Annotated in this window: 21 protein-coding genes and 1 riboswitch; of the genes, 9 read left to right on the top strand and 12 right to left on the bottom strand. The window is 72.5% G+C overall.

Annotated elements, in window-relative coordinates; genetic code table 11:
• Nucleotides 1-17: 17 nt before the first annotated feature.
• Both EV190_RS11750 and tenA read left to right on the top strand, forming a co-directional pair.
• A complete protein-coding gene (locus EV190_RS11750; protein WP_133741570.1) occupies nucleotides 18-404 on the top strand; it encodes a VOC family protein in 387 nt (128 codons plus the stop codon).
• 9 nt (nucleotides 405-413) lie between these two features.
• Nucleotides 414-520: riboswitch (TPP riboswitch) on the top strand.
• Nucleotides 511-1,212 carry a thiaminase II gene (gene tenA / locus EV190_RS11745; protein WP_133741569.1) on the top strand — a complete coding sequence of 234 codons (702 nt, stop codon included), beginning with the start codon at nucleotides 511-513 and terminating at the stop codon, nucleotides 1,210-1,212. It overlaps the preceding riboswitch by 10 nt.
• Nucleotides 1,213-1,255: 43 nt before the next feature.
• On the opposite strand, the gene EV190_RS11740 is transcribed toward tenA, so the two are convergent.
• From EV190_RS11740 to EV190_RS11730, 3 genes are all read right to left on the bottom strand, one after another.
• Nucleotides 1,256-1,780, bottom strand: coding sequence for a hypothetical protein (locus EV190_RS11740; RefSeq protein ID WP_133741568.1), 525 nt, complete (start codon nucleotides 1,778-1,780; stop codon nucleotides 1,256-1,258).
• A 110-nt stretch (nucleotides 1,781-1,890) separates the two neighbouring features.
• Nucleotides 1,891-2,748 (bottom strand): hypothetical protein, encoded by an 858-nt coding sequence (locus EV190_RS11735; protein ID WP_133741567.1) that lies wholly within the window; start codon nucleotides 2,746-2,748, stop codon nucleotides 1,891-1,893.
• Nucleotides 2,749-3,052: 304 nt separating this feature from the next.
• On the bottom strand, nucleotides 3,053-3,844 hold the full coding sequence (locus EV190_RS11730; protein ID WP_133741566.1) for a hypothetical protein: 792 nt from the start codon (nucleotides 3,842-3,844) through the stop codon (nucleotides 3,053-3,055).
• 840 nt (nucleotides 3,845-4,684) lie between these two features.
• On the opposite strand from EV190_RS11730, the gene EV190_RS11725 reads away from it, so the two are divergent.
• Nucleotides 4,685-6,412, top strand: a complete 1,728-nt coding sequence (locus EV190_RS11725) for a sensor histidine kinase (RefSeq protein WP_133741565.1) — start codon at nucleotides 4,685-4,687, stop codon at nucleotides 6,410-6,412.
• Between the two features lie 5 nt (nucleotides 6,413-6,417).
• On the opposite strand, the gene EV190_RS11720 is transcribed toward EV190_RS11725, so the two are convergent.
• The 4 genes from EV190_RS11720 to EV190_RS11705 all read right to left on the bottom strand — a co-directional run bounded on the left by EV190_RS11720 (nucleotide 6,418) and on the right by EV190_RS11705 (nucleotide 9,889).
• Nucleotides 6,418-7,650: an LCP family protein gene (locus EV190_RS11720; protein WP_133741564.1), complete on the bottom strand. Its 1,233-nt coding sequence runs from the start codon at nucleotides 7,648-7,650 to the stop codon at nucleotides 6,418-6,420.
• 329 nt (nucleotides 7,651-7,979) lie between these two features.
• Nucleotides 7,980-8,570: a hypothetical protein gene (locus EV190_RS11715; protein ID WP_133741563.1), complete on the bottom strand. Its 591-nt coding sequence runs from the start codon at nucleotides 8,568-8,570 to the stop codon at nucleotides 7,980-7,982.
• Between the two features lie 26 nt (nucleotides 8,571-8,596).
• Entirely contained in the window at nucleotides 8,597-9,184 is a 588-nt protein-coding gene (locus tag EV190_RS11710; protein WP_133741562.1) for a SipW-dependent-type signal peptide-containing protein, read from the bottom strand.
• Nucleotides 9,185-9,268: 84 nt separating this feature from the next.
• Nucleotides 9,269-9,889: a TasA family protein gene (locus EV190_RS11705; RefSeq protein WP_133741561.1), complete on the bottom strand. Its 621-nt coding sequence runs from the start codon at nucleotides 9,887-9,889 to the stop codon at nucleotides 9,269-9,271.
• A 465-nt stretch (nucleotides 9,890-10,354) separates the two neighbouring features.
• On the opposite strand from EV190_RS11705, the gene EV190_RS11700 reads away from it, so the two are divergent.
• From EV190_RS11700 to EV190_RS11675, 6 genes are all read left to right on the top strand, one after another.
• Complete coding sequence (locus EV190_RS11700) at nucleotides 10,355-10,876, top strand: hypothetical protein (protein ID WP_133741560.1); 522 nt, start codon at nucleotides 10,355-10,357, stop codon at nucleotides 10,874-10,876.
• An 18-nt stretch (nucleotides 10,877-10,894) separates the two neighbouring features.
• Complete coding sequence (locus EV190_RS11695; RefSeq protein ID WP_133741559.1) at nucleotides 10,895-11,662, top strand: hypothetical protein; 768 nt, start codon at nucleotides 10,895-10,897, stop codon at nucleotides 11,660-11,662.
• 605 nt (nucleotides 11,663-12,267) lie between these two features.
• Entirely contained in the window at nucleotides 12,268-12,828 is a 561-nt protein-coding gene (locus EV190_RS11690) for a signal peptidase I (protein WP_243742517.1), read from the top strand.
• A gap of 43 nt (nucleotides 12,829-12,871) precedes the next feature.
• A complete protein-coding gene (locus EV190_RS11685; protein ID WP_133741557.1) occupies nucleotides 12,872-14,374 on the top strand; it encodes a sensor histidine kinase in 1,503 nt (500 codons plus the stop codon).
• Nucleotides 14,361-15,038: a LuxR C-terminal-related transcriptional regulator gene (locus EV190_RS11680; RefSeq protein WP_133741556.1), complete on the top strand. Its 678-nt coding sequence runs from the start codon at nucleotides 14,361-14,363 to the stop codon at nucleotides 15,036-15,038. Before EV190_RS11685 ends, EV190_RS11680 begins: the two co-directional genes overlap by 14 nt.
• Nucleotides 15,039-15,202: 164 nt before the next feature.
• The gene (locus EV190_RS11675; protein WP_133741555.1) at nucleotides 15,203-15,442 is read left to right on the top strand and encodes a hypothetical protein; all 240 of its coding nucleotides are present in this window, start codon (nucleotides 15,203-15,205) and stop codon (nucleotides 15,440-15,442) included.
• Between the two features lie 9 nt (nucleotides 15,443-15,451).
• Here the strand turns inward: EV190_RS11675 and EV190_RS11670 are convergent, their stop codons facing one another.
• From EV190_RS11670 to EV190_RS11650, 5 genes are all read right to left on the bottom strand, one after another.
• Nucleotides 15,452-15,808: a hypothetical protein gene (locus EV190_RS11670; RefSeq protein ID WP_133741554.1), complete on the bottom strand. Its 357-nt coding sequence runs from the start codon at nucleotides 15,806-15,808 to the stop codon at nucleotides 15,452-15,454.
• 110 nt (nucleotides 15,809-15,918) lie between these two features.
• Nucleotides 15,919-16,272 (bottom strand): hypothetical protein, encoded by a 354-nt coding sequence (locus EV190_RS11665; protein WP_133741553.1) that lies wholly within the window; start codon nucleotides 16,270-16,272, stop codon nucleotides 15,919-15,921.
• 457 nt (nucleotides 16,273-16,729) lie between these two features.
• Nucleotides 16,730-16,930 carry a DUF397 domain-containing protein gene (locus EV190_RS11660; RefSeq protein WP_133741552.1) on the bottom strand — a complete coding sequence of 67 codons (201 nt, stop codon included), beginning with the start codon at nucleotides 16,928-16,930 and terminating at the stop codon, nucleotides 16,730-16,732.
• 75 nt (nucleotides 16,931-17,005) lie between these two features.
• The gene (locus EV190_RS11655) at nucleotides 17,006-17,206 is read right to left on the bottom strand and encodes a DUF397 domain-containing protein (RefSeq protein ID WP_133741551.1); all 201 of its coding nucleotides are present in this window, start codon (nucleotides 17,204-17,206) and stop codon (nucleotides 17,006-17,008) included.
• An 11-nt stretch (nucleotides 17,207-17,217) separates the two neighbouring features.
• On the bottom strand, nucleotides 17,218-18,063 hold the full coding sequence (locus EV190_RS11650; RefSeq protein WP_133741550.1) for a helix-turn-helix domain-containing protein: 846 nt from the start codon (nucleotides 18,061-18,063) through the stop codon (nucleotides 17,218-17,220).
• Nucleotides 18,064-18,251: the final 188 nt, after the last annotated feature.

Here is an 18,251-nt window from a genome sequence, read left to right as displayed (position 1 = left end):
CTCCCTAGACTCCCCCCATGGCAGTGGGAGAGCTTGACGAGATCGTCGTCGACTGCGCGGACCCGGCCTCCCTCGCGGTCTTCTGGGCGCGGGTCCTGGGAGGCGAGCCGGTGGACCGGAGCCCCGACTGGTCCTACGTGGACCCGCCCGGGCAGACCAGGGTCGCCTTCCAGCGCGTCCCCGAGCCCAAGAGCGGCAAGAACCGGCTGCACATCGACGTCGCCGTCGCCGACATCCACGCGGCGTCGGCCGAACTCGCGGCGCTCGGCGCGCGTCTCGTCGGGGGGATCGTCACCGACACCGCGGGCAGCTTCCAGGTCCTGCTCGACCCCGAGGGCAACGAGTTCTGCGCCGTGAGCGGGATCGACCGCACCGGTCGAACCGGCGCGGAGGCGGTCCGCTAACGTGACGGGCGTAACCACGCGGGGTGTCCCACCGGGGGACTGAGACGGGCCGCGCGCCCGAACCCGTCGAACCTGATCTCGTTCACACGAGCGGAGAACGGTGGGCATGCTTCCCGTCGCCATTGACGAGACCGGATTCACGGCCGATCTGGGCCGTCGGCACGCGGACCTGTTCGAGGCGTTCTACCGGCACCCCTTCCTCGGGGGCATGCGCGACGGAACCCTGGGCAGGGAGCAGGTGCTGCACTACGTCGGACAGGACCACGCGTACCTGACCGCCTACGTCCGCTGCTACGGACTGGGCCTGACGCTCTCCCCCGACCGGGAGTGGATGCGGTTCTTCCACGACAGCGTGGCCTACACGCTCGGCGAGGAGGGCCAGGCGCACGAGGCGCTGTGCGCGTTCGCGGGCACCGCGTACGAGGACGCGCAGGTGGACCGGCTCGCGCCCAGCGCCCAGGCGTACGTGGACCACATGTCGGCGGCGGGCCGGGACACGCTCGGCGTGCTGGTGGCGGCGCTGCTGCCCTGCCCGTGGACCTACGGCTGGGCGGCCCGGCGCTTCGCGGCCGAGGCCGCACCCGGCGAGGACCACCCCTTCCACGGCTGGTGGTCGTTCTACGCGGAGCCCTCCGGCGGGGAGGCCGTCGCCACGATGCGCTCCCTCCTGGACGGCCTCGCGGCCGGGGCCGGTCCCGCCGAGCGGGAGCGGATGGAGCGGGCCTTCGAGGTCAGCTGCCACCACGAGATCCGGTTCTGGGAGATGGCGTGGTCCCTTGAGGACTGGACTCCGCCGAACGGGGGCTGACCGGGGCGGGCGGCCAGGCCGCCCGCCCCGGTCAGAGGGACGCTCAGAGCGACAGGCCGCCCAGCGGGGAGCCGAGCAGGTCGGTCGCGCCGCCGATCGGGGGCAGCACGGCGTCGGACCCGGACTGCGGCACGGGGGCGCCCAGGGAGCCGGTGGTGGCGCCGACGAGGTCGCTGGTGGAGGTCAGCTCGGTCGCGTCGCCGAGGACCGCCTCGACCTTGCTCTGCTGGACCCGGGCCTGGTGGGCGAGTTCCGCGGTCGTGGCCGGGGCCAGCAGGTCCGACAGCTCGGACAGGCGGTGGTCGAGGTCGTCCGCGTCGTCGACGGTGGGCATGATCCCCGTGTCGGCCGGAGCGCTCTGGGGGACCCCGACCGCTTCGGGCAGGCCGGTCAGGGAGCGGGGGGAGACCTGATCGGTCGGCAGGACGGTCCGGACCCCGTCGAGCGGGCTGGTGACGTCGTCGGCCGGGAGGGCGGCGGAGGCGACGCCGCCGCCCAGGGCGATGAACCCGGCGGTTCCGGCGGCGAGGAGGACGGCCTTGGCGGTCGTGCGGGCGAACGTGAACATGTCAGGGGTTCCTTTTCGGTGTGTGGACGAGGCGGGCGGCGCTCCGGGGAGCGCGGCCCGGGCCGTTGACCGGGGGCGCCGCCTTCCGGGACGGTGCCCCCGGTCAGGGGCTAGAGGCTCGGGACCAGGCCGTCGACCGTCTGCTCGGCGGTGCGGGCGGTCTCGGTCTCGGTGATGGTGCCGGGCCAGACCGTGAGGTCGGCCGATCCGGGGCGCGTGGGCGGGGTGGACACCCGGAGGGGGAGCGGGGAGACCTGGCTCTGGCGTCCCACGGGCGGCTGGGCGTTCAGCACGCCGGTCCCGACGTTCTCCAGCTGGGTGGGAACCCTGACGGGCAGGTCGTCCGCGGCGGCCTGGACCAGGCCGGGGACGTCGCCGGGCAGCTCGGTGACGGGCGAGCCGACGACCTGGCGCTCGACGAAGCCCCGGTCGCTCTGCGCGTGGCGGTTGGTGTCGGTGACGGGGGTGAACGTGGCATCGATGCCGGCGAGTTCGTCGAGCAGGCCGTCGACGGTGGGGATGTCGCGGTCGGGCAGGACGGAGTGCTGCGCGTGGCGGTTGGTGTCGGTGACGGGGGTGAACGTGGCGTCGATGCCGGCGAGTTCGTCGAGCAGGCCGTCGACGGTGGGGATGTCGCGGTCCGGCTGGGCGGAGCGCTGCGCGTGGCGCTCCTGGACGGGAAGGAGCCGCGCGGAGTCCGCCGGGACCAGCCGCAGCGCGTCCCGGACCCCGGCCGTGTCGCTCACCTCGCCGCCGACCTGGTCGGAGAGCGACGCCAGGGTGGGCGAGTACGGGCCGACGAGGTCCCCGGGGACGCTGGTCAGCTCCTCCGGGGAGAGCTGCGGCCGCGTTTCGGCGGCCCCGTCCAGGACCGCCGCGGAGGCGATGCCGGCGCCCAGGGCGATGAACCCGGCGGTTCCGGCGGCGAGGATGACGGCCTTGGCGGTCGTGCGGGCGAACGTGAACATGGGTCCTCCGTGTTGTCGTGACGGATGCTGCGGGGCGCGGTGGCGCCGTTCCGCAGGAGGGTGTCCGGTCGTCGGCGGCAGGGCCGCCCGGAATGACGCGCGGGCGGGTGCCGGGGTGTCAGCGAAGAGGTCTGGCGGACCACCGGCTGACCTGAACCTCGTGCGGGATGTGCGCACGGGGCTCAGGACAGCCCCCAGAGGCGGGGCTGGGAGGGCGCCGTGGGGCGGGGGAGGGGCGCGCGCCGTCGGGCGGCGGTGCGGGCTCCCCGTTCTGCCGCCGGAGAGTCGTCGGCGGCGGTCGGCCCTAGTCGGGGAAGGAGAAGTGCTCGTCCGCGTGCTGCTGCGGGACGAGGGCCGGGGCGTGCCCGGTGAGCGACGCGGGCGCGGCGGGACCGGGCGCGGCGGGCAGGTGCGTCAGGTACCCGACGAACACGCCGGTGAAGGCGGGGGCCTGGCCCGGGGCGGAGTTGGGCGGGACGGACTTCGCGGGAGCCCGGTCCGGAACGCCGGGCAGAGACCCGGCGCCGGTGCCGGTGTCCGCGGGGTCCTCGGCGGTGGCCCCGGTGTCGGGGACGTGGTGCGCGGAGCCGGTCCGCTTCCCGCCGGGGACGTCGTGCCGTCCGGCGGGCGCGGCCGCCGGTTCGGGGTCGGGAACGGTGACCGCCGCCGGGACGCTCTCGTCGCCGTCCGGGACCGCGACCCTTCCGTGCTCGCCAGGGGCGGGCTCGGAGGGGAGGACGCGCGCGTCCGGCAGGACGCGGAGGTCGGGCTCGGGGATCCGCTCGGCCACCGTCGGGACGGGCACCGCGTCGGCGGTGACCGTCCGGGTCCCGTCCACAACGCTTTCCGCGGCCTCGGCCACGGCCGGAAGGCCGGGGCCGGCGGTGCGGTGCCCGGTGGGCGCCCCGGTCACCGCCTGGGTCGTCTCGGTGATGCTGTCGAGCGCGTCGGCGCAGGCCGGAGCGGCCGATCCGAGAGCCCAGGCGGCCAGCGCGAAACCGCCCGCGACGACGAGGCGGCGCACGGCGGAGGCCGCCCGGGCGCGGGCGTCGCCGGTGAGGCGCGGTGCGCGCTCCCCCCGACTGCTCCACTCCACGGACGACTCCCCACTGGACGAATGCTTTGAGTGACGAAACGGTAGCTGACAGTTCGCTCCGTTACGAACAGTGACCGTAGCATGATCTCCCCGGCACGTGGGCGGGTTCCCGGAAATCGACCGGGGGCGAACGGAGAGCGGGAAGCCTCCGATGCGGGACCCGGTGGTGGCCGCGCCGCGGGGTTCGAGGGCCCGTTCCGCCCTCGCTCGGAATGATCACGGGCTTTCCGCCCCTCCCGGCCCCGAGACGGGCGGAAAGCCCGCGACCGGCAACGAGACCCTCACGCGACGGACATCGTGGGCGCGGCATCGACCGGCGCCCGCCGTCGCCGCCCGCCGTCGCCTCGCGGTCCGCGTGGCGCGAGGCCGAACGGCCCACCCGAAGCACCCGTGCGCGGACCACCCCCGCGCCGGAGGCTCCACAGGGACCAAAGGCCCCCGAATGTCCGGCCCTTGTGCCGCTGCCGCGCCCCCGGGCTGTGGGGTTCACTAGAGAAAGCGGCCGGGACGTGCGGTCCCCGGCCGCGGTGAAGAGGAGGCCCTGCGGGGCCGGGGTGCGGACGAGCCCCCCTCTCGGCCGTGGCGGCAGACAGCGACGGTCGATACGCACCCCCCAGCGGCCCCGGTCGGGAGCGCGGACCCGGCCGGGGCGCCGGACATCGGGCGGCCCCGAGCGAAGCGCTCGGGGCCGCCCTCCTGCTTTCCGGCGGACGGGGCGGGCGCGGTCGGCCCGGCCGGAGGACGTTCGCCCGCAGGGGTTCCTCGGTCCTGGACGACCGGGGGCCCCTCTCCGGAGCGGGGCCCGGGGGACGGCTTGGACCGCGTTGGAGGTGTGGACCCGTGCCCGAGGCCCCGGAGAGCTCCGAGCGCCCGCTGCTCCCGAAGACGAGGCTGGACGAACTCCTCGTCGAGGTCCAGGCCCGCCTGGAGGACGCGCTCTCCACCCGGGACCGGATCCACTCGCTGCTGGAGGCGGTCGTCTCCATCGGCGGCGACCTGGACCTCGCCACGGTCCTGCGCCGGCTCACCGAAGCCGCCGCGCGGCTGGTCGACGCCCGCTACGCCGGGCTCGGCGTGCTGGACGGCGAGGGCGGGATCGCCGAGTTCATCCCCATCGGCATGACCGACGAGCAGGTCCGGGGCGTGACCCGGAGCCCCGAGGGCCGGGGCCTCCTGGCCCACACCACGCGGGGCCTCCGCCCCCTGCGCCTGAGCAGTATCGAGGACCACCCCGACTTCGGCGGCTTCCCCGAGGGGCACCCGCCGATGAGGACCTTCCTCGGCGTGCCCGTCCAGGTCCGCGGCGAGGTGTTCGGCAACCTGTATCTCACCGAGAAGCACGGCGGCGGGGAGTTCGACGAGGACGACGAGGCGGTCGTGACGGCGCTGGCCACGGCGGCCGGGGTCGCCATCGCCAACGCCCGCCTGTACGAGGACAGCCGCCGGCGGGAGCGCTGGCTGTCGGCGTCCACCGAGATCACCACCCGGCTGCTGTCCGGGGCGGCCGCCGAGGACGTCCTGGGCCACCTGGCGGAGCAGGCCCGGAGGATGGCGGGGGCGGACGTCGCCGTGGTGCTGCTTCCCGACGCGGACGGCTCGCACCTCGTCGCCGAGATCATCGAGGGCGACGGCGGCGGTGAGGTCCTGGGCGCGCACATACCGGTCGAGGGCACCGAGTGCGGCGGCGTGTACCGGAGCGGCACGGCCGTCACCATCCCCGACCTGCGGGAGGCGACCCCGCCGCTGTTCGCCGGGCAGGACTTCCGCCCGGGCCTGCTGGTCCCGCTCGGCGCGCCGGGCCACACCCGCGGCGTGCTGCTGCTGGGCAGGGAAGAGCCGCGCACTCCGTTCGACTCGGCGGCGCGCGGCGTGCTCACGGCCTTCTCCGGGCAGGCCGCGGTCGCGCTGGACCTCGCGGAGGCGCGCCGCGACGCCGAGCGCCTCGTCGTCCTGGAGGACCGCGACCGCATCGCCAAGGACCTGCACGACATCGTCATCCAGCGGCTGTTCGCCTCCGCCATGACGCTGATGAGCACGATCCGGCTGATCGCCGACCCCGAGGCGGGCGAGCGCGTGCAGCACACCATCGACGACCTGGACGGGACGATCCGGGAGATCCGCTCCACGGTGTTCGCGCTCCAGACCTCGCCGGTCCCGAGGGAGACGTCCCTGCGCGGCCGGATCCTCGGCGAGGTGGAGAGCGCCGCGCGGGTCCTGCCCTGCCGGCCGGGGGTGGCACTGGACGGGCCGATCGACGCGTCGGTGCCCGGGGAGGCCGGCGAGCAGCTGCTCGCCGTGCTGCGGGAGGCGCTGTCCAACGTGGCCAGGCACGCCCACGCCGGTGAGGTGCACGTCAGCGTGGACGCGTCCGGGGGGACGCTGCGCCTGGAGGTCGCCGACGACGGCGTCGGGATCACCGGGGAGGGGCGCCGCAGCGGCCTGCGCAACATGGCCGACCGGGCCGAGGCCCTGGGCGGCCGCTTCACCACGGCCCCCCGCCCGGGCGGCGGCACGGTCCTGGAGTGGACCGTGCCGGTCGCCGGGGGCGCGGACGCCCCCGGCGGCTGAGGGGCCTACTCCTCGGTGCCCAGGCCGAGGCCGTTGACGCAGGGGTTCGAGGTCGCGTCGCGGCCCTCGATCGCGTTCGCGGGCGGCTGGCTCGGCTGCTCCTGGACGGGCTCGGTGGAGGGCTCCGCCGGGTAGGACGGGGAGGGCTCGGCCGACGGGGACGACTCGGGGGCCGCGGGCTCGCCGGTCTCCAGCAGCGCGTCGCCCACGGCCTGGTCGCTGTTGATGGCCCGGAACAGCTGGTCGGCCTTCTCCTCGTCCCAGACCACCCGGTTCGGGTCGTAGGGGGCCTGCCACCACGGCACCGTGTAGAAGGCGATGTCGCTCGGCTCGACGTCGGACAGCGTCGCGCCGATCGAGATCATGGTGTCCAGGGTCAGGTCCGCGTCCGTCGCGGTGTGCTCGGTGACGGCGGTGAGCAGCGAGGTCATCCTGGTCGGGCTGGTCAGGACGTCGCCGCTGGTCACCTGCGAGGCCATCGCGCCGAGGAACATCTGCTGGCGGTCGATCCGGCCGAGGTCTCCGCCGTCGCCGATCTCGTAGCGGGCGCGCACGAAGGCCAGCGAGTCCTCGCCGCTCAGGACCTGGTTGCCGGCCTCCAGGTCGAGCTTGGAGCGCTGGTCCTTCATGGGCTCGGGGATGCACATCTCCACCCCGCCGACCGCGTCGACCATGTCGCGGAACCCGACGAAGTTCAGGTGCACGAAGTGGTCGATGCGGATGTCGGACAGCGTCTCGATCGTCTTGACCGCGCACGGCGGCCCGCCGTGGAACAGGGCGGCGTTGATCATGCCGTAGTAGCCCGAGGTGCCCTCGGTGCCCTCGTACGCCGGGCACTCGGGCAGCTGGACGAGCGAGTCGCGGGGGAAGTTGACGACGGTGACGCCGTTGTCCGGGGAGATGTGCGCCAGCATCAGCGAGTCGGAGCGCTCGCCGACGAAGTCCCGGCCCCCGTACTCGGCGTTGCCGCCCTCGCGCCCGTCCGACCCGATGAAGAGGATGTTGATGTCGTCGCCGATCTTGGGCGGCCGCTCCTCCTCGACGAGGGCCGTGCCCAGATCGTGCTGGACCATGTTCGAGCGGAGCGACTGGTAGTAGGCGTACGCCGTTCCCAGGCACGCCAGCAGCGCCACCACCAGCGACGCGGCGGTCCACGCGAGTACTCGCGGCCACCTGCGGCGGCGGGGCGGGGCGGCGTCTGGGGAGGGCGCGGCGGATTCGGAGGCGTCATCGGACATGGGCTGGGGGGCCTTCTATGGGCGGGGGCTGGGAAAAACGCCAAGCGGTGGGGCCCGGTCAGGGAGGCGCCGAGGGAAACGGCAGCGGACGGGCAGGTCGATCTTACGAGACTCCACATGAAAAGCGCGTGAGAGATGCGCGACCTTACGCGAAGACGATGAATACTCCCTTGTGGGAGATGGAAAAGCCCGCGTAACGAACGGATCAACGGTTGCTTAATATTCGGTGCGCGCCGCCGCGCGTCCGGAGCCCGGTCGCCGCCGTGGTCGTCCGGCGGGCCCGGCCGACGTCTCCCCGCACCGCACGGGCAGGGGCACGGCGGAGGCGGTCAGAGGAGCTGCCGCACCGTGACGACCAGTCGGAAGGCGGCCGTGGACGCGGAGTACGCGGCGGCCTCGTCCGCGCCGAAACGCACCTTGAGGTAGAGCGTCCGGGTGGCCCCGACAGGGAGGTCGCCCAGTTCCGAGGCGATGGAGCGGCCCTCCGGCTCGGCCTCGGTGGCGACGCGGTGCCATTCCAGCGCCGGGTCGTGCCAGTCCTGGGCGGGGTCGCCGCTGACGGCGACCTCCAGGACCCGGCTCAGCTGCGGAGCGCCCTCCGGGCCGCCGTCCCGGACCTCCACGGTCTCCAACCGGGTGAGCACGCAGTCGAGGTCGCCGGTGTTGTCCAGGGAGATCGGCAGGGAGTCGGCCTCGGGCCACATCATCTCGGGGCCGACCTCGGAGAGGTCGACGGAGACCGGCTCCCGCGTGCCCGAGGAGGTCGTGAGCTCCACGGCGAGCCGTCCCGCCGTGATCGGCAGCGTCGCACCGGTGGTGCGCGCCGTGAAAGCGGCCTGGGTGCTCAGCAGGACGCCGCAGATGGCGGCGATGACGGCGACCGCGCTGACCGCCACCAGCGCGGGCTTCCGTAGCCTCATCCGCTTCCCCCCACCAAGAGACCGCATCAAGCCTGACCGAGCCCGACGTTGAACACGAACTCGGTGCCCGCGCCCTGGAAGCGATTGTCGTACTCGGGGGCGCCGTCCGGCCAGCGGAGCTGGAAGTGCAGCTCGCCCGACCGGCCGGGACGCAGCACCGTGGGCCGCCGGGGCAGCAGGTCGAGCACCGGGCCCGAGGCGAGCCCGGTCCAGCCGCTGCCGCGAGACCAGTCCGGGTCGTGCCCGGCGGGGGTGAGACTGTACCGGATCTCCAGCGCCTCGCTGAGGTCCGGGACGGCTCTGCCATCGGCCACCACGAGGTCGATCGAGTCGATACCGGCGGGGATCGAGCCGGTGTTGGTGATGACCAGGCCGTACGACTCCTCGGCCGACGCGGGCCAGCGCCTCCCCGGCGCGGCCTCGCTGAGACCGACGGGGCCGCTGCCGCTGTCCGGGGCGCGGTGGTCCACCTCGACCGTCAGGTCGCCCGCCGTGATCTCACCGGGGAGGGAGACCGCGCTCGCGGCGAAGTAGGCGTAGGTGCCGCCTGCGGACAGGAGCAGCGCCGCCGCGGTCGCGGCGGCGCCCAAGACCAGGGCGGTCCTCTTCCTCATTCTCGCGCCTCATCTCGACGGTCGCAGCTGGCGCGCGGTGTCCCGCACCGGGCGGGGGATCCGGTGCGGGGCCTCCGGTCGGTGTCAGCGCCCCTGGTTCTTCTGGTCCAGGTTGACCTGGAACGTGAAGGAGGTGGTGGCGTTCTTGTACGGATTGTCCTCTTCGGGGGTGCCGTTGGGCCACTGGATCTGGAAGTAAATGTAGGTGGACTCCCCGGAGAGGAGGGTCCGGTCGCCCGGCAGGCTGGTCAGCGCGCCGGTGTCCAGGGACTCGAAGCTGCTCGCCTCCCACGACCCGGGCTCCCAGTCGAGGGGCTTGACGACCGCGCGGATCTGGAGGCGGTCGGCCAGGTTGGGGGTGCTGCCCGCCAGTTCGGTGATCTCGAGGGAGTTGATCTCGCCGTCGATGCTGCCGTCGTTGGTGACCCTCATGCGGTACCAGTCCTCGCCGAACCACGGGTGGGTCAGGTCCTGGACGTAGACCTCGCCGGGCGCGGCGTTCTGCACCCTGACGGGCTTGTCCGCGGGGCCGCTGCCGTTCTGGCCGACCAGGACCGTGAGGTCGCCCGCGGTGATGGTCTGCTCGGGGGTCTGCGCGCTGTCGGTGAAGTAGGCGTACGTGCCACCGGTGATAGCCACCGCCGCGCCGATGACCGCGGCCGCGCCCAGTCCTGCGATGAGTTTTCTACTCTTGCTGGTGGCCACGAAGGTCCACTTCCTTTCAAGCTGCACTGCCAGGCGAAGCATGGGGGATGGGCCGACGGAAGGCGGTGGGCCCGTGAGACGCGCCGGGCGGCGGGGGGATGAGCATGCGTCGAACCGTCCCGTTGCCGGGTCCTCTCGCCCGCGGTGTGACGCGCGGTGCGAGGACCGGTGCAGCGGGACGGTCAGGGGGATGTGACGCTTTGTCCGCACCCAGAAGGCATACGCTCATTGGCGAGATCGCGTCCGCGAATACCTCCTGCCACCGATCCTTCCAGTCTGCTGGGAAAAACTTTGCCGGTGGCGGGGGTTCTGGTCATCCTCAAAGTGAACGAAGTCGTTTCCCCCTTTTTTGGCGATGATCAGCGTGGCCGCGAACGGCAGTGTAAGGCACCATATTCGCGTTCGTCGCGGATGAGCCGCCGGGCCTGGTCACCGGACGGCGCGACCCGGTTGAGGATCGAGATCATGGACGTGAATCGCGCTGACGGGGCCGTCGGCGGCCCGGCGCTGGATCCGCCCCCGTCGACGGGCGCCGTGAAAGGCCGCGGCCGGGGCGCCCGCCGTCTCGGACCGGTGCTGCTGGTCGCGGCCGTCTCGGTCGCGGCCGCCGTGACGCTCTCCCACCCGCACGGCACCGAAGCCGCCTTCACGGTGCGCGCGACCACGCCTCCCCTGGAGGTGGTCGGCCCGTCCCCGGAGGCGTCCGAGTCCCCCTCGCAGTCCCCCTCGCCCTCGTCGACGCCCTCCCAGGGCCCCAGCACCGGGCCGACCGGGGAAACGGGCCCGGACGGCGGTGGGAGCGTCCCCGACGCCGAGGCCACGCAGGGGCAGGAGGACGACTCCCCGGGCTTCCCCGACTCCCCCGGAACGTCCGAGCCGGGCGGATCCGACGGGCAGCACGACGGGCAGGACGGCCCCGGCCGCTCCGGGGAAGGGGACTTCTCCCCCCACGGACACCCGCACGCCTCGGCGGGGTCGTCCCTGTGAGACCGAGAGGCGGCTCCCATGATCCGGCGTGAGCGCGGCAGGCCCCGCGCGGCGGCCGCGCGGATGGTCGTACCCGTGCTGTGCTGCGCGCTGGTCTCCGCCTCCGGCGGGGCCGCGTTCGCCTCCGACCCCGGTCCGGGAGGCGTCGTCCGGATCGGCGCGGACGTCGACGTCAGCGGTATGCACTCCATCGACGTGCCGGACATCGCCCCGGGGTACCAGGAGTCGTGGTCCGTGACCGTGGTCAACGAGCGGGCCGAGCCGGTGACCGTCGGGTTGCGGGTGGAGGGCCCGGACAACGACGACAACGGGTGCAGCGCTCCGGAGGCCCTGAAGGACGACACCTGCGGCGCGGGGAACGGGGAGCTGGGCGCGCACCTGAGGATGCACGTCGGCGTTCCGGAGAACGAGCGGCTGTTCAGCTCCACGCTGGACGCGGCGGGGGAGGGCAGCGGACAGATCCTCACGGTACCCGGGGGAGGGGAGGTCGAGGTGGTGATCGGCCTCCGGCTGCCGGCCGGGACGGGAAACGTGGTGCAGACCGACTCGGTCGGCTTCACCCTCGTCTGGCGGGCCGAGGCGTTCCCGGGAACGGCCGGCGCTCCGGCCGAGGGCGGTGTGGAGGTGCGTTCGGACGCCGCCGGCAGCAGCGACGGCGGCGGGCTGGCCATGACCGGGGCGCGGGTGATGCTGCTCGTGGGCGTGGCGATGGTCCTGCTGGCGGGAGGCGCGCTGCTGGTCGTCGTCCTGCGCGGCGACGGTCGCGCGGACCCGGTCTCCCGCTGACCGTGGCCTTTTCGGGGTCTCGGAGGTGATTGAGACCCCGAAAAGGCCACGGTCGGCGGAAAAACGGACACCGCGGACATTGAGGGGGGCGAACGCCGAACCCGGGGCGGCCCGGGACCGTCGGCGCGCCCGTGCCCGGCGTGGCGGCCGGGCCTGTTTTCCGCCCGCCATCGCCGCCGGAACCCTGTGAGAGAGGACGGCGGTCGCGGTCCGTTCCCCAATCGGGACCTGAACGGCCGAGAATCCTGTGCGATATCTGCGCTTCCAATATGGATTCTTCGTAAAATCATCCGGGGGGCGTGGTATTTCCGCGTCCGCTGTTTTCCAGGTGTCCGGCGCGCCGGTGGAGGGGAGGGGCTTCCGCCAGGTCAGGTCGGGGTGGCCGAAGACCGTCCGGGACGATGGACCGGGGTCGGCGGTCGGCCCCGGAGGGTGCGCGGGCGAGGAGGGGAGGCCGGATGAGTAGCGGCGTTGAGCCACGTGGTGACGGCTCCGGGACGTCCGAAGGGGCTTCCCCGAATGATCAGGACGAACCGGAGGGAAAGGGCCGCCGCAAGGCGCGGTCGGTAATCCTCCGCATTCTCTCCGCGTCATTTCGGGTCGTCGTGGCGATTTTCGTGCTCGTCGCGCTGGCCGTCGTCTTCTCGGTCTCGGTCCTGCCGCGCGTGACCGGCGCGCAGGCGCTGATCGTGCTCAGCGGCAGCATGGAGCCCTCGATTCCGGTGGGCGCGGTCGTGGTCGCCGGTCCGGTCGATCCCGCCGAGGTGGAGGTGCGCGACGTCATCACGTTCACGCACGGCGACCCGGCGGAGACCGAGATGTTCGACCCGGAGACCTCGCCGCTGGTGACCCACCGCGTCATCGGCATCGAGGAGACCGAGGACGGCGCGCTCTTCCACACCAAGGGCGACGCCAACACGGTCCCCGACGAACCGCCGGTCCCCGCCGCCGATGTCCGCGGCCGGGTCTGGTACCACATCCCCTACTTCGGCTACGCCCAGCAGGCCATGACCCAGGGGCCGACGACCCTCTACGTGCTCGCGGGACTGCTGTTCGTCTTCGGCGTCTGGCTTCTCGGCATCGCCCTGAGCGACGATGACGACGAGAAGCCGGGCGGCGGTCCCGGGAGGAAGACCGACCGGAAGAGCGAGGAGACCCCCCGGTGAACCGTGCCCAGAACCCCCCGTCTCGCTGAAGGACAGCTCCTCCGTGCGCAAACTCGTCCTGGAATCGGCCGTCCTGCTGGTCGTGGTCGTCGCCGTCGCGTTCGGCCTGGACCACCTGGAGCGCTGGGTCACGCCGTCCCAGGGGGTCCGGTCGGCCCTGGCGATGTCCTCGGCGGCGGTCGCGGTCGCGGCCGGACTGGCCGCCGAGGCGGTCGCCCGGCTCGCCGACCGGCCCGCCCTGCGCAGGATCTCGGCCGCCATGATGGTCTGCGGCCTGATCGTCGTCCCGGCCACGGCCGCGGGGACCGCGGGGGCCCCGAACACCGTGGACACCATCGTCGTGGCGTCGGTCCGGCACATCGCGACGCTCGCGGTGGTCGTCCTGCTCCTGCTCGCGGTGGCCACCTTCGACCGGCCGAGGCCGTGGCCCGTGCGCGGCCTGCGCGCGCCCTCCACCGGGTTGCGCGCCCTGCTCGTGACGCTGGGGTGCGCGGCGGCCGGGGGCACGGCCGCCGGGTTCTTCCCCGAGACCGCCTACTCGGTCGTCAGCTCGCCCGCTCTCGTCTACAGCACCTCGACGCTGTGGCTGAACGTCGGAGTGATCACCCTCCTCTCCGGCCTGCTGCGGCGCCGGCGCCTGCTGGTGTGGATGGGGGTCGGTGAGACCGCCATCGTCCTCGGGCACCTCTCCGCGTTCGTGGTGGGCGACCCGCTGCTGTCCTCGCCGCTGCTGAACCCCGGGATGCGGCTGGTCGGCCTCGGCCTCATCATCGTCGCCGTGCTCCGGGTCGCCTACCGGACGTACCAGCGGCTCGAAGGCGACCGGGAGCGGCTCGCCGAGGCCGAGTCCGAGGCCGTCGAGGCGCGCGAGCGCATGTCGGTGCAGGCGCACGAGCTCCGCAACGCCCTGGCCGGTGTGGACGGGGCGGTGCGGCTGCTCACGTCGGACGACCCCGGGGACCCGGCCGACCGCGCGGCCCTGCGCGCCGCGCTGTCCGCGGAGCTGGACCGGATGCGCTCCATGCTGTCGTCCGAGTCCGCGCGCCCGAGGAGCGAACCGGTCAGGATCAAGCCGCTGCTGGAGCACTCGGTGAGGATCTGGACCAACAACGGAGTCCGGATCGCCCTCTCGGCGGACGGCGACCTGGCCGCCGGCGTGCCGCCGAACGTCGTCGCGCAGGTCCTCAGCAACGTCCTGGCCAACTGCGAGCGCCACGCCCCCGGCGCGCGCGTGCGGGTGAAGGCGTACCGGACCGGCGACACGGCCCGTATCGAGGTGCGGGACGACGGCCCGGGAATCCCCGCGGGGCAGGAGCGGGAGATGCTGCGGCGCGGGGTCAAGGGCGCGGGTTCGGTCGGCGACGGGATCGGGCTGCACGTGTGCCACGATCTGGTCGTGGAGCACGGCGGCCGGCTGCGGTTGGAGTCGTCCGGCCTCGACGGTCCCGGCTGCCTCGTCGTCATCGACCTGCCGGCCCGGACGCGCGCGGGGGCAGCCACGTCCACCATCTCCACGAGTACCGGGAGCGGCGATGCCGACACCTGACCACCAGACCTCCCCCGCCGTGCTCATCGTCGATGACCACGTGCTCTTCAGCACCTCCGTCGAGGTGACGCTCCGGGGGCGCGGCATCAACGCGGTGCGCGCCAAGTCCCTCGCGGCGGAGGAGGTCCGGTCCCTGGCCGCGCGGCTGCGGCCCGCTCTCGTCCTGCTCGACCTGGACCTGGGCGCCGACGCCGACGGCAGGCCCATGGACGGGACCACCCTGGCGAGGGGGCTCTCCGCCGACGGCTGGACGGTGCTGATCCTGACGGGGAGCACCGACCGCCAGCGCGTCGCCGCGGCGGTCGCCGCGGGGGCGGCGGGCTGGCTGTCCAAGGCCGTGCCCTTCGACGACCTGATCTACACCATCCTGGACGGCTTCGCGGGCCGCCCGGTGATGGACGTCAACGAGCGGGAGCGGCTCCTGGCCGAGTACCGCGCGGTCCAGGCCGAGCGGCGCTCCGGCGAGCAGGTGCTCGGCCGGCTGACCAGGCGCGAGCGCCAGGTCCTGAGCGCGCTGGAGGAGGGCAAGCGGGCGACCGTGATCGCCCAGGAGTCGTTCGTCTCCATCTCCACGGTCCGTTCCCAGATCCGGTCGATCCTGGCCAAGCTCAACGTGCAGTCCCAGTTGGAGGCGGTCGCGCTGGCCAAGTCGCTGCGCCGGTGACCGGGACGGCGGGCGCCGCGTCCGCCGGAAGGAAGTTTTTCGCGCGTGATGTTTGGGACGGGATTCCCAGGTCAGGATCCCTAGCGGGGGATGGCAGCGGGCGGTGGTTTTCGGGGGGATATACCACCGCCCGCTTTCCTTTTCACGGAGACGGGAGGAGCGGCGTGTCCGAGACACCGGAGCGCGGGACCGAGCGGGAGCGCGACCGCTTCTTCGCGCCGGTGCTGCGGGACGACGACGAACCGCAGGCGTCGGACCGCGACCGCGCGCGGGGGCGCAAGGTCACGGGAACGGGGGTTCCCACGTCGGTCCCCGCCGACGGCGACACGGAGGACCGCTCGGACCTGGAGGGCCCGCCCGACGACGACTTCGCCCCCGGCGGGGGCGACCGGGACGACCGCTGACGGGGCCGGTCAGGTCCAGAGCAGCTGGTCGCTCATCTTGAACTGCGGGCTGGTCTCGATGTTCAGTTTCCCGACGCAGTCGGCGCGCGCGAAGTCCACGTGCAGCACGCACCCGGAGTCGCGCGGCTCCAGGGACAGCAGGGTGGCGCCCTCGCGGTAGAGGGAGAGCAGGGTCTCGGTCCCCCGGGAGACGCGCAGGGCGATCGAGCCGTTGGGGACGTCGTAGGAGAAGCAGACGTTCTCCCCGGCGGGGGTGTCGAGGGTGATGCTGGCGACCTCGTCGCCTCCCGGTGTGCGGTCGGGAGCGACCCCGATGTGGTCGACGAAGCTCTGGTCTGCGGGAACGATGAATTCTCGGTGACCCATGGAGTCCTTCTTCAAGGAGGGGGAAGCAGCGGTCTCATCGCGTTGTGGGTCAGACCCTACACAAACCGGGGATTCCGCACCGGGGGATGCGCCGCGCGGCCGGATCCCGGTCAGGAGCGCAGGAAGTAGTCCCGGGAGGTCCGGCTCAGCGCCAGCCCGACGACCACGGCGGGCAGGAGGAGCTGGGTCAGCGACGCCGCCGGGCTGGGCGAGAGCAGCGTGGAGGCGATGGAGACCGCCTGGACGATCAGGACGGCGGTGAACACGGCCGGGCCCCTCCTGCGCACGAGCAGGCCGAGGAGCAGCTGGGCCGCCCCGGACGGGGCGGCGAACACCAGGGCGTCCAGCGCCGCCGCCGGCCCGTTCTGGACGAACACCACGGCGGCCGAGGCGAACGCCAGCCCCGCGATCACGAACATCAGGATCCGCGCCCAGCGCACGGGTCCGGGAAGCCGGTCCTGCATCGCTCACTCCCACCGTGGAACACCCGAACGGAACCCGACGGCCCCGCCGCGCCGCGACTCTACCCGTCACCGGCGGGACGGCCCCCGGCAGGGCGCGTCGCGGTGGTGAATTCGGGCACCGATGCTTCGGGGGCCTTTTCGGCCTCACGCCACGCGGATCGCGAGGTCACGGCGGGCAGCGACGGCGGGTGAGGGTCGCGGCCGCGTCCACGATGACCGTTGTGTGTGGGGTTTCGTTGACGGTCTTGGGCTTTCTGCCCGTTTCGGGGCCGGGAAGGGCAGAAAGCCCAAGATCATTCCGAGCGGGGGCGGGACCGGCACTCGAACCGCCGTGTCACGGACATCCGGTGGGGACGCGCGGGTCTCCGGCCCCCGCCCGCCGTCGCCGCCCGCTGTAACAGGCCCCGAGCGGACCCCGACCCGACAGAGCCCCGAACGCCCCCGCACCGGAGGTTCCCTAGAGGGCGTGTTTCCGCGCGGTGGCGAGGAAGGCGGACCACTCGGCGGCGGTGAAGGCCAGGTGTCCGGCGTCGGGGTGCTTGGAGTCCCGGACGGCGGTGGTGGAGCGGGGGAGGCGGGCGCACTCGACGCAGTTGGCGTTGGTGCCGCTGTAGGAGCTTTTGCGCCAGTCGGTGTGCTGCGGTGTTGGCGCGTTCATCTCCGCCGTCCTCATTCCTGATCGAGTTCTCTTGTCATGGCTGATCGGAAGGACTCGTTTCGGTGAGGCGGGTGCCTAGAGGGCGTGTTTCCGCGCGGTGGCGAGGAAGGCGGACCACTCGGCGGCGGTGAAGGCCAGGTGTCCGGCGTCGGGGTGCTTGGAGTCCCGGACGGCGGTGGCGGAGCGGGGGAGGCGGGCGCACTCGACGCAGTTGGTGTTCGTTCCGCTGTAGGAGCTTTTGCGCCAGTCGGTGTGCTGCGGTGTCGGCGCGTTCATCTCCGGCACCCTCATTCCTGATCAAGTTCTCTTGCTATGGCTGAGATGAAATCGACTGAAGCGGCTGGCTTCAGCGTAATCTCTCTCAGGTTAGCGACCTCTGAGCGGTAGACCTCGATCTCATGTGGTTCCTCCAGGAAGAGGGCTGAGATCTTGTGCTCGACGTGGACCACGGGTTTCTGCCTGGCGAAGTCGAGCAGCATGAACGAGCCGTCAAGACCGCTGTGCCCTCCCAAGCTGAGGGGGAGAACCCTGACGGTGACGTTCGGCCGCTCACTCGTCTCGACTACGTGACGGAGCTGACGGGCCATCGGCTTCGCCGGGACCATCAGTCTGCGGAGGACTCCTTCGTCGATGACGAACTCGACCGCTGGCGCGTCATCACGGCTCAGGATCGCCTGGCGGCCCAACCGGGCAGCGACTCTGACTTCCACGTCGCTCTCGGGGATGTTCCCGGACTTCATCAGCGCGCGAGTGTAGTCAGGAGTTTGCAGCAGGCCGGGGAGAACCAACGGCTCAAGGTTGAAGATGCTGGTTGCTTCGGCCTCCAGCTGGATCAGGGTGTGGGAGTCCCGCGACATTCCGCCCTGCTTCTCCCACAAGCCGAGTTCACCGGCGTTTTCGGCCTTGATGATCATCCGGTCGCGCTCGTGGCCGGTCACACCGTAGACAGCGAGCAGCGATGCGACGTCTGTCGGAGTGACTTTCTGCTTGCCTGTTTCGATCTTGGAGATCTTCGACTGCACCCAGCCGAGCTGCTCGGCGATCTTGGTGCTGCTGAGCCTGCGCTCTTTGCGAAGCGAGCGCAGTTCTGCTCCCAGGCCACGACTGGTCACCGTTGGCTGATCCGCACTCATCGGACTCCCTACTCTCCCTGAAGTGACACGAGCCTAGCGACAAGCGGTGCTTTGAGCCTGGTGGCACCAAGAGCTGGAACGACGCGAGAGATCCACAAGGTTCAAGAATATCTAGACTATGTCGAGAATATATGCTCAGCTAATTCTAGCTGAAGATGTAGCGACCCTGACTTCTAGGAGGAAGCACG

It is taken from the genome of Actinorugispora endophytica (genome assembly GCF_004363075.1).
In the GTDB taxonomy this organism is placed as follows: Bacteria; Actinomycetota; Actinomycetes; order Streptosporangiales; family Streptosporangiaceae; genus Actinorugispora; species Actinorugispora endophytica.
This window is presented reverse-complemented; position numbering and strand designations above follow the sequence as displayed.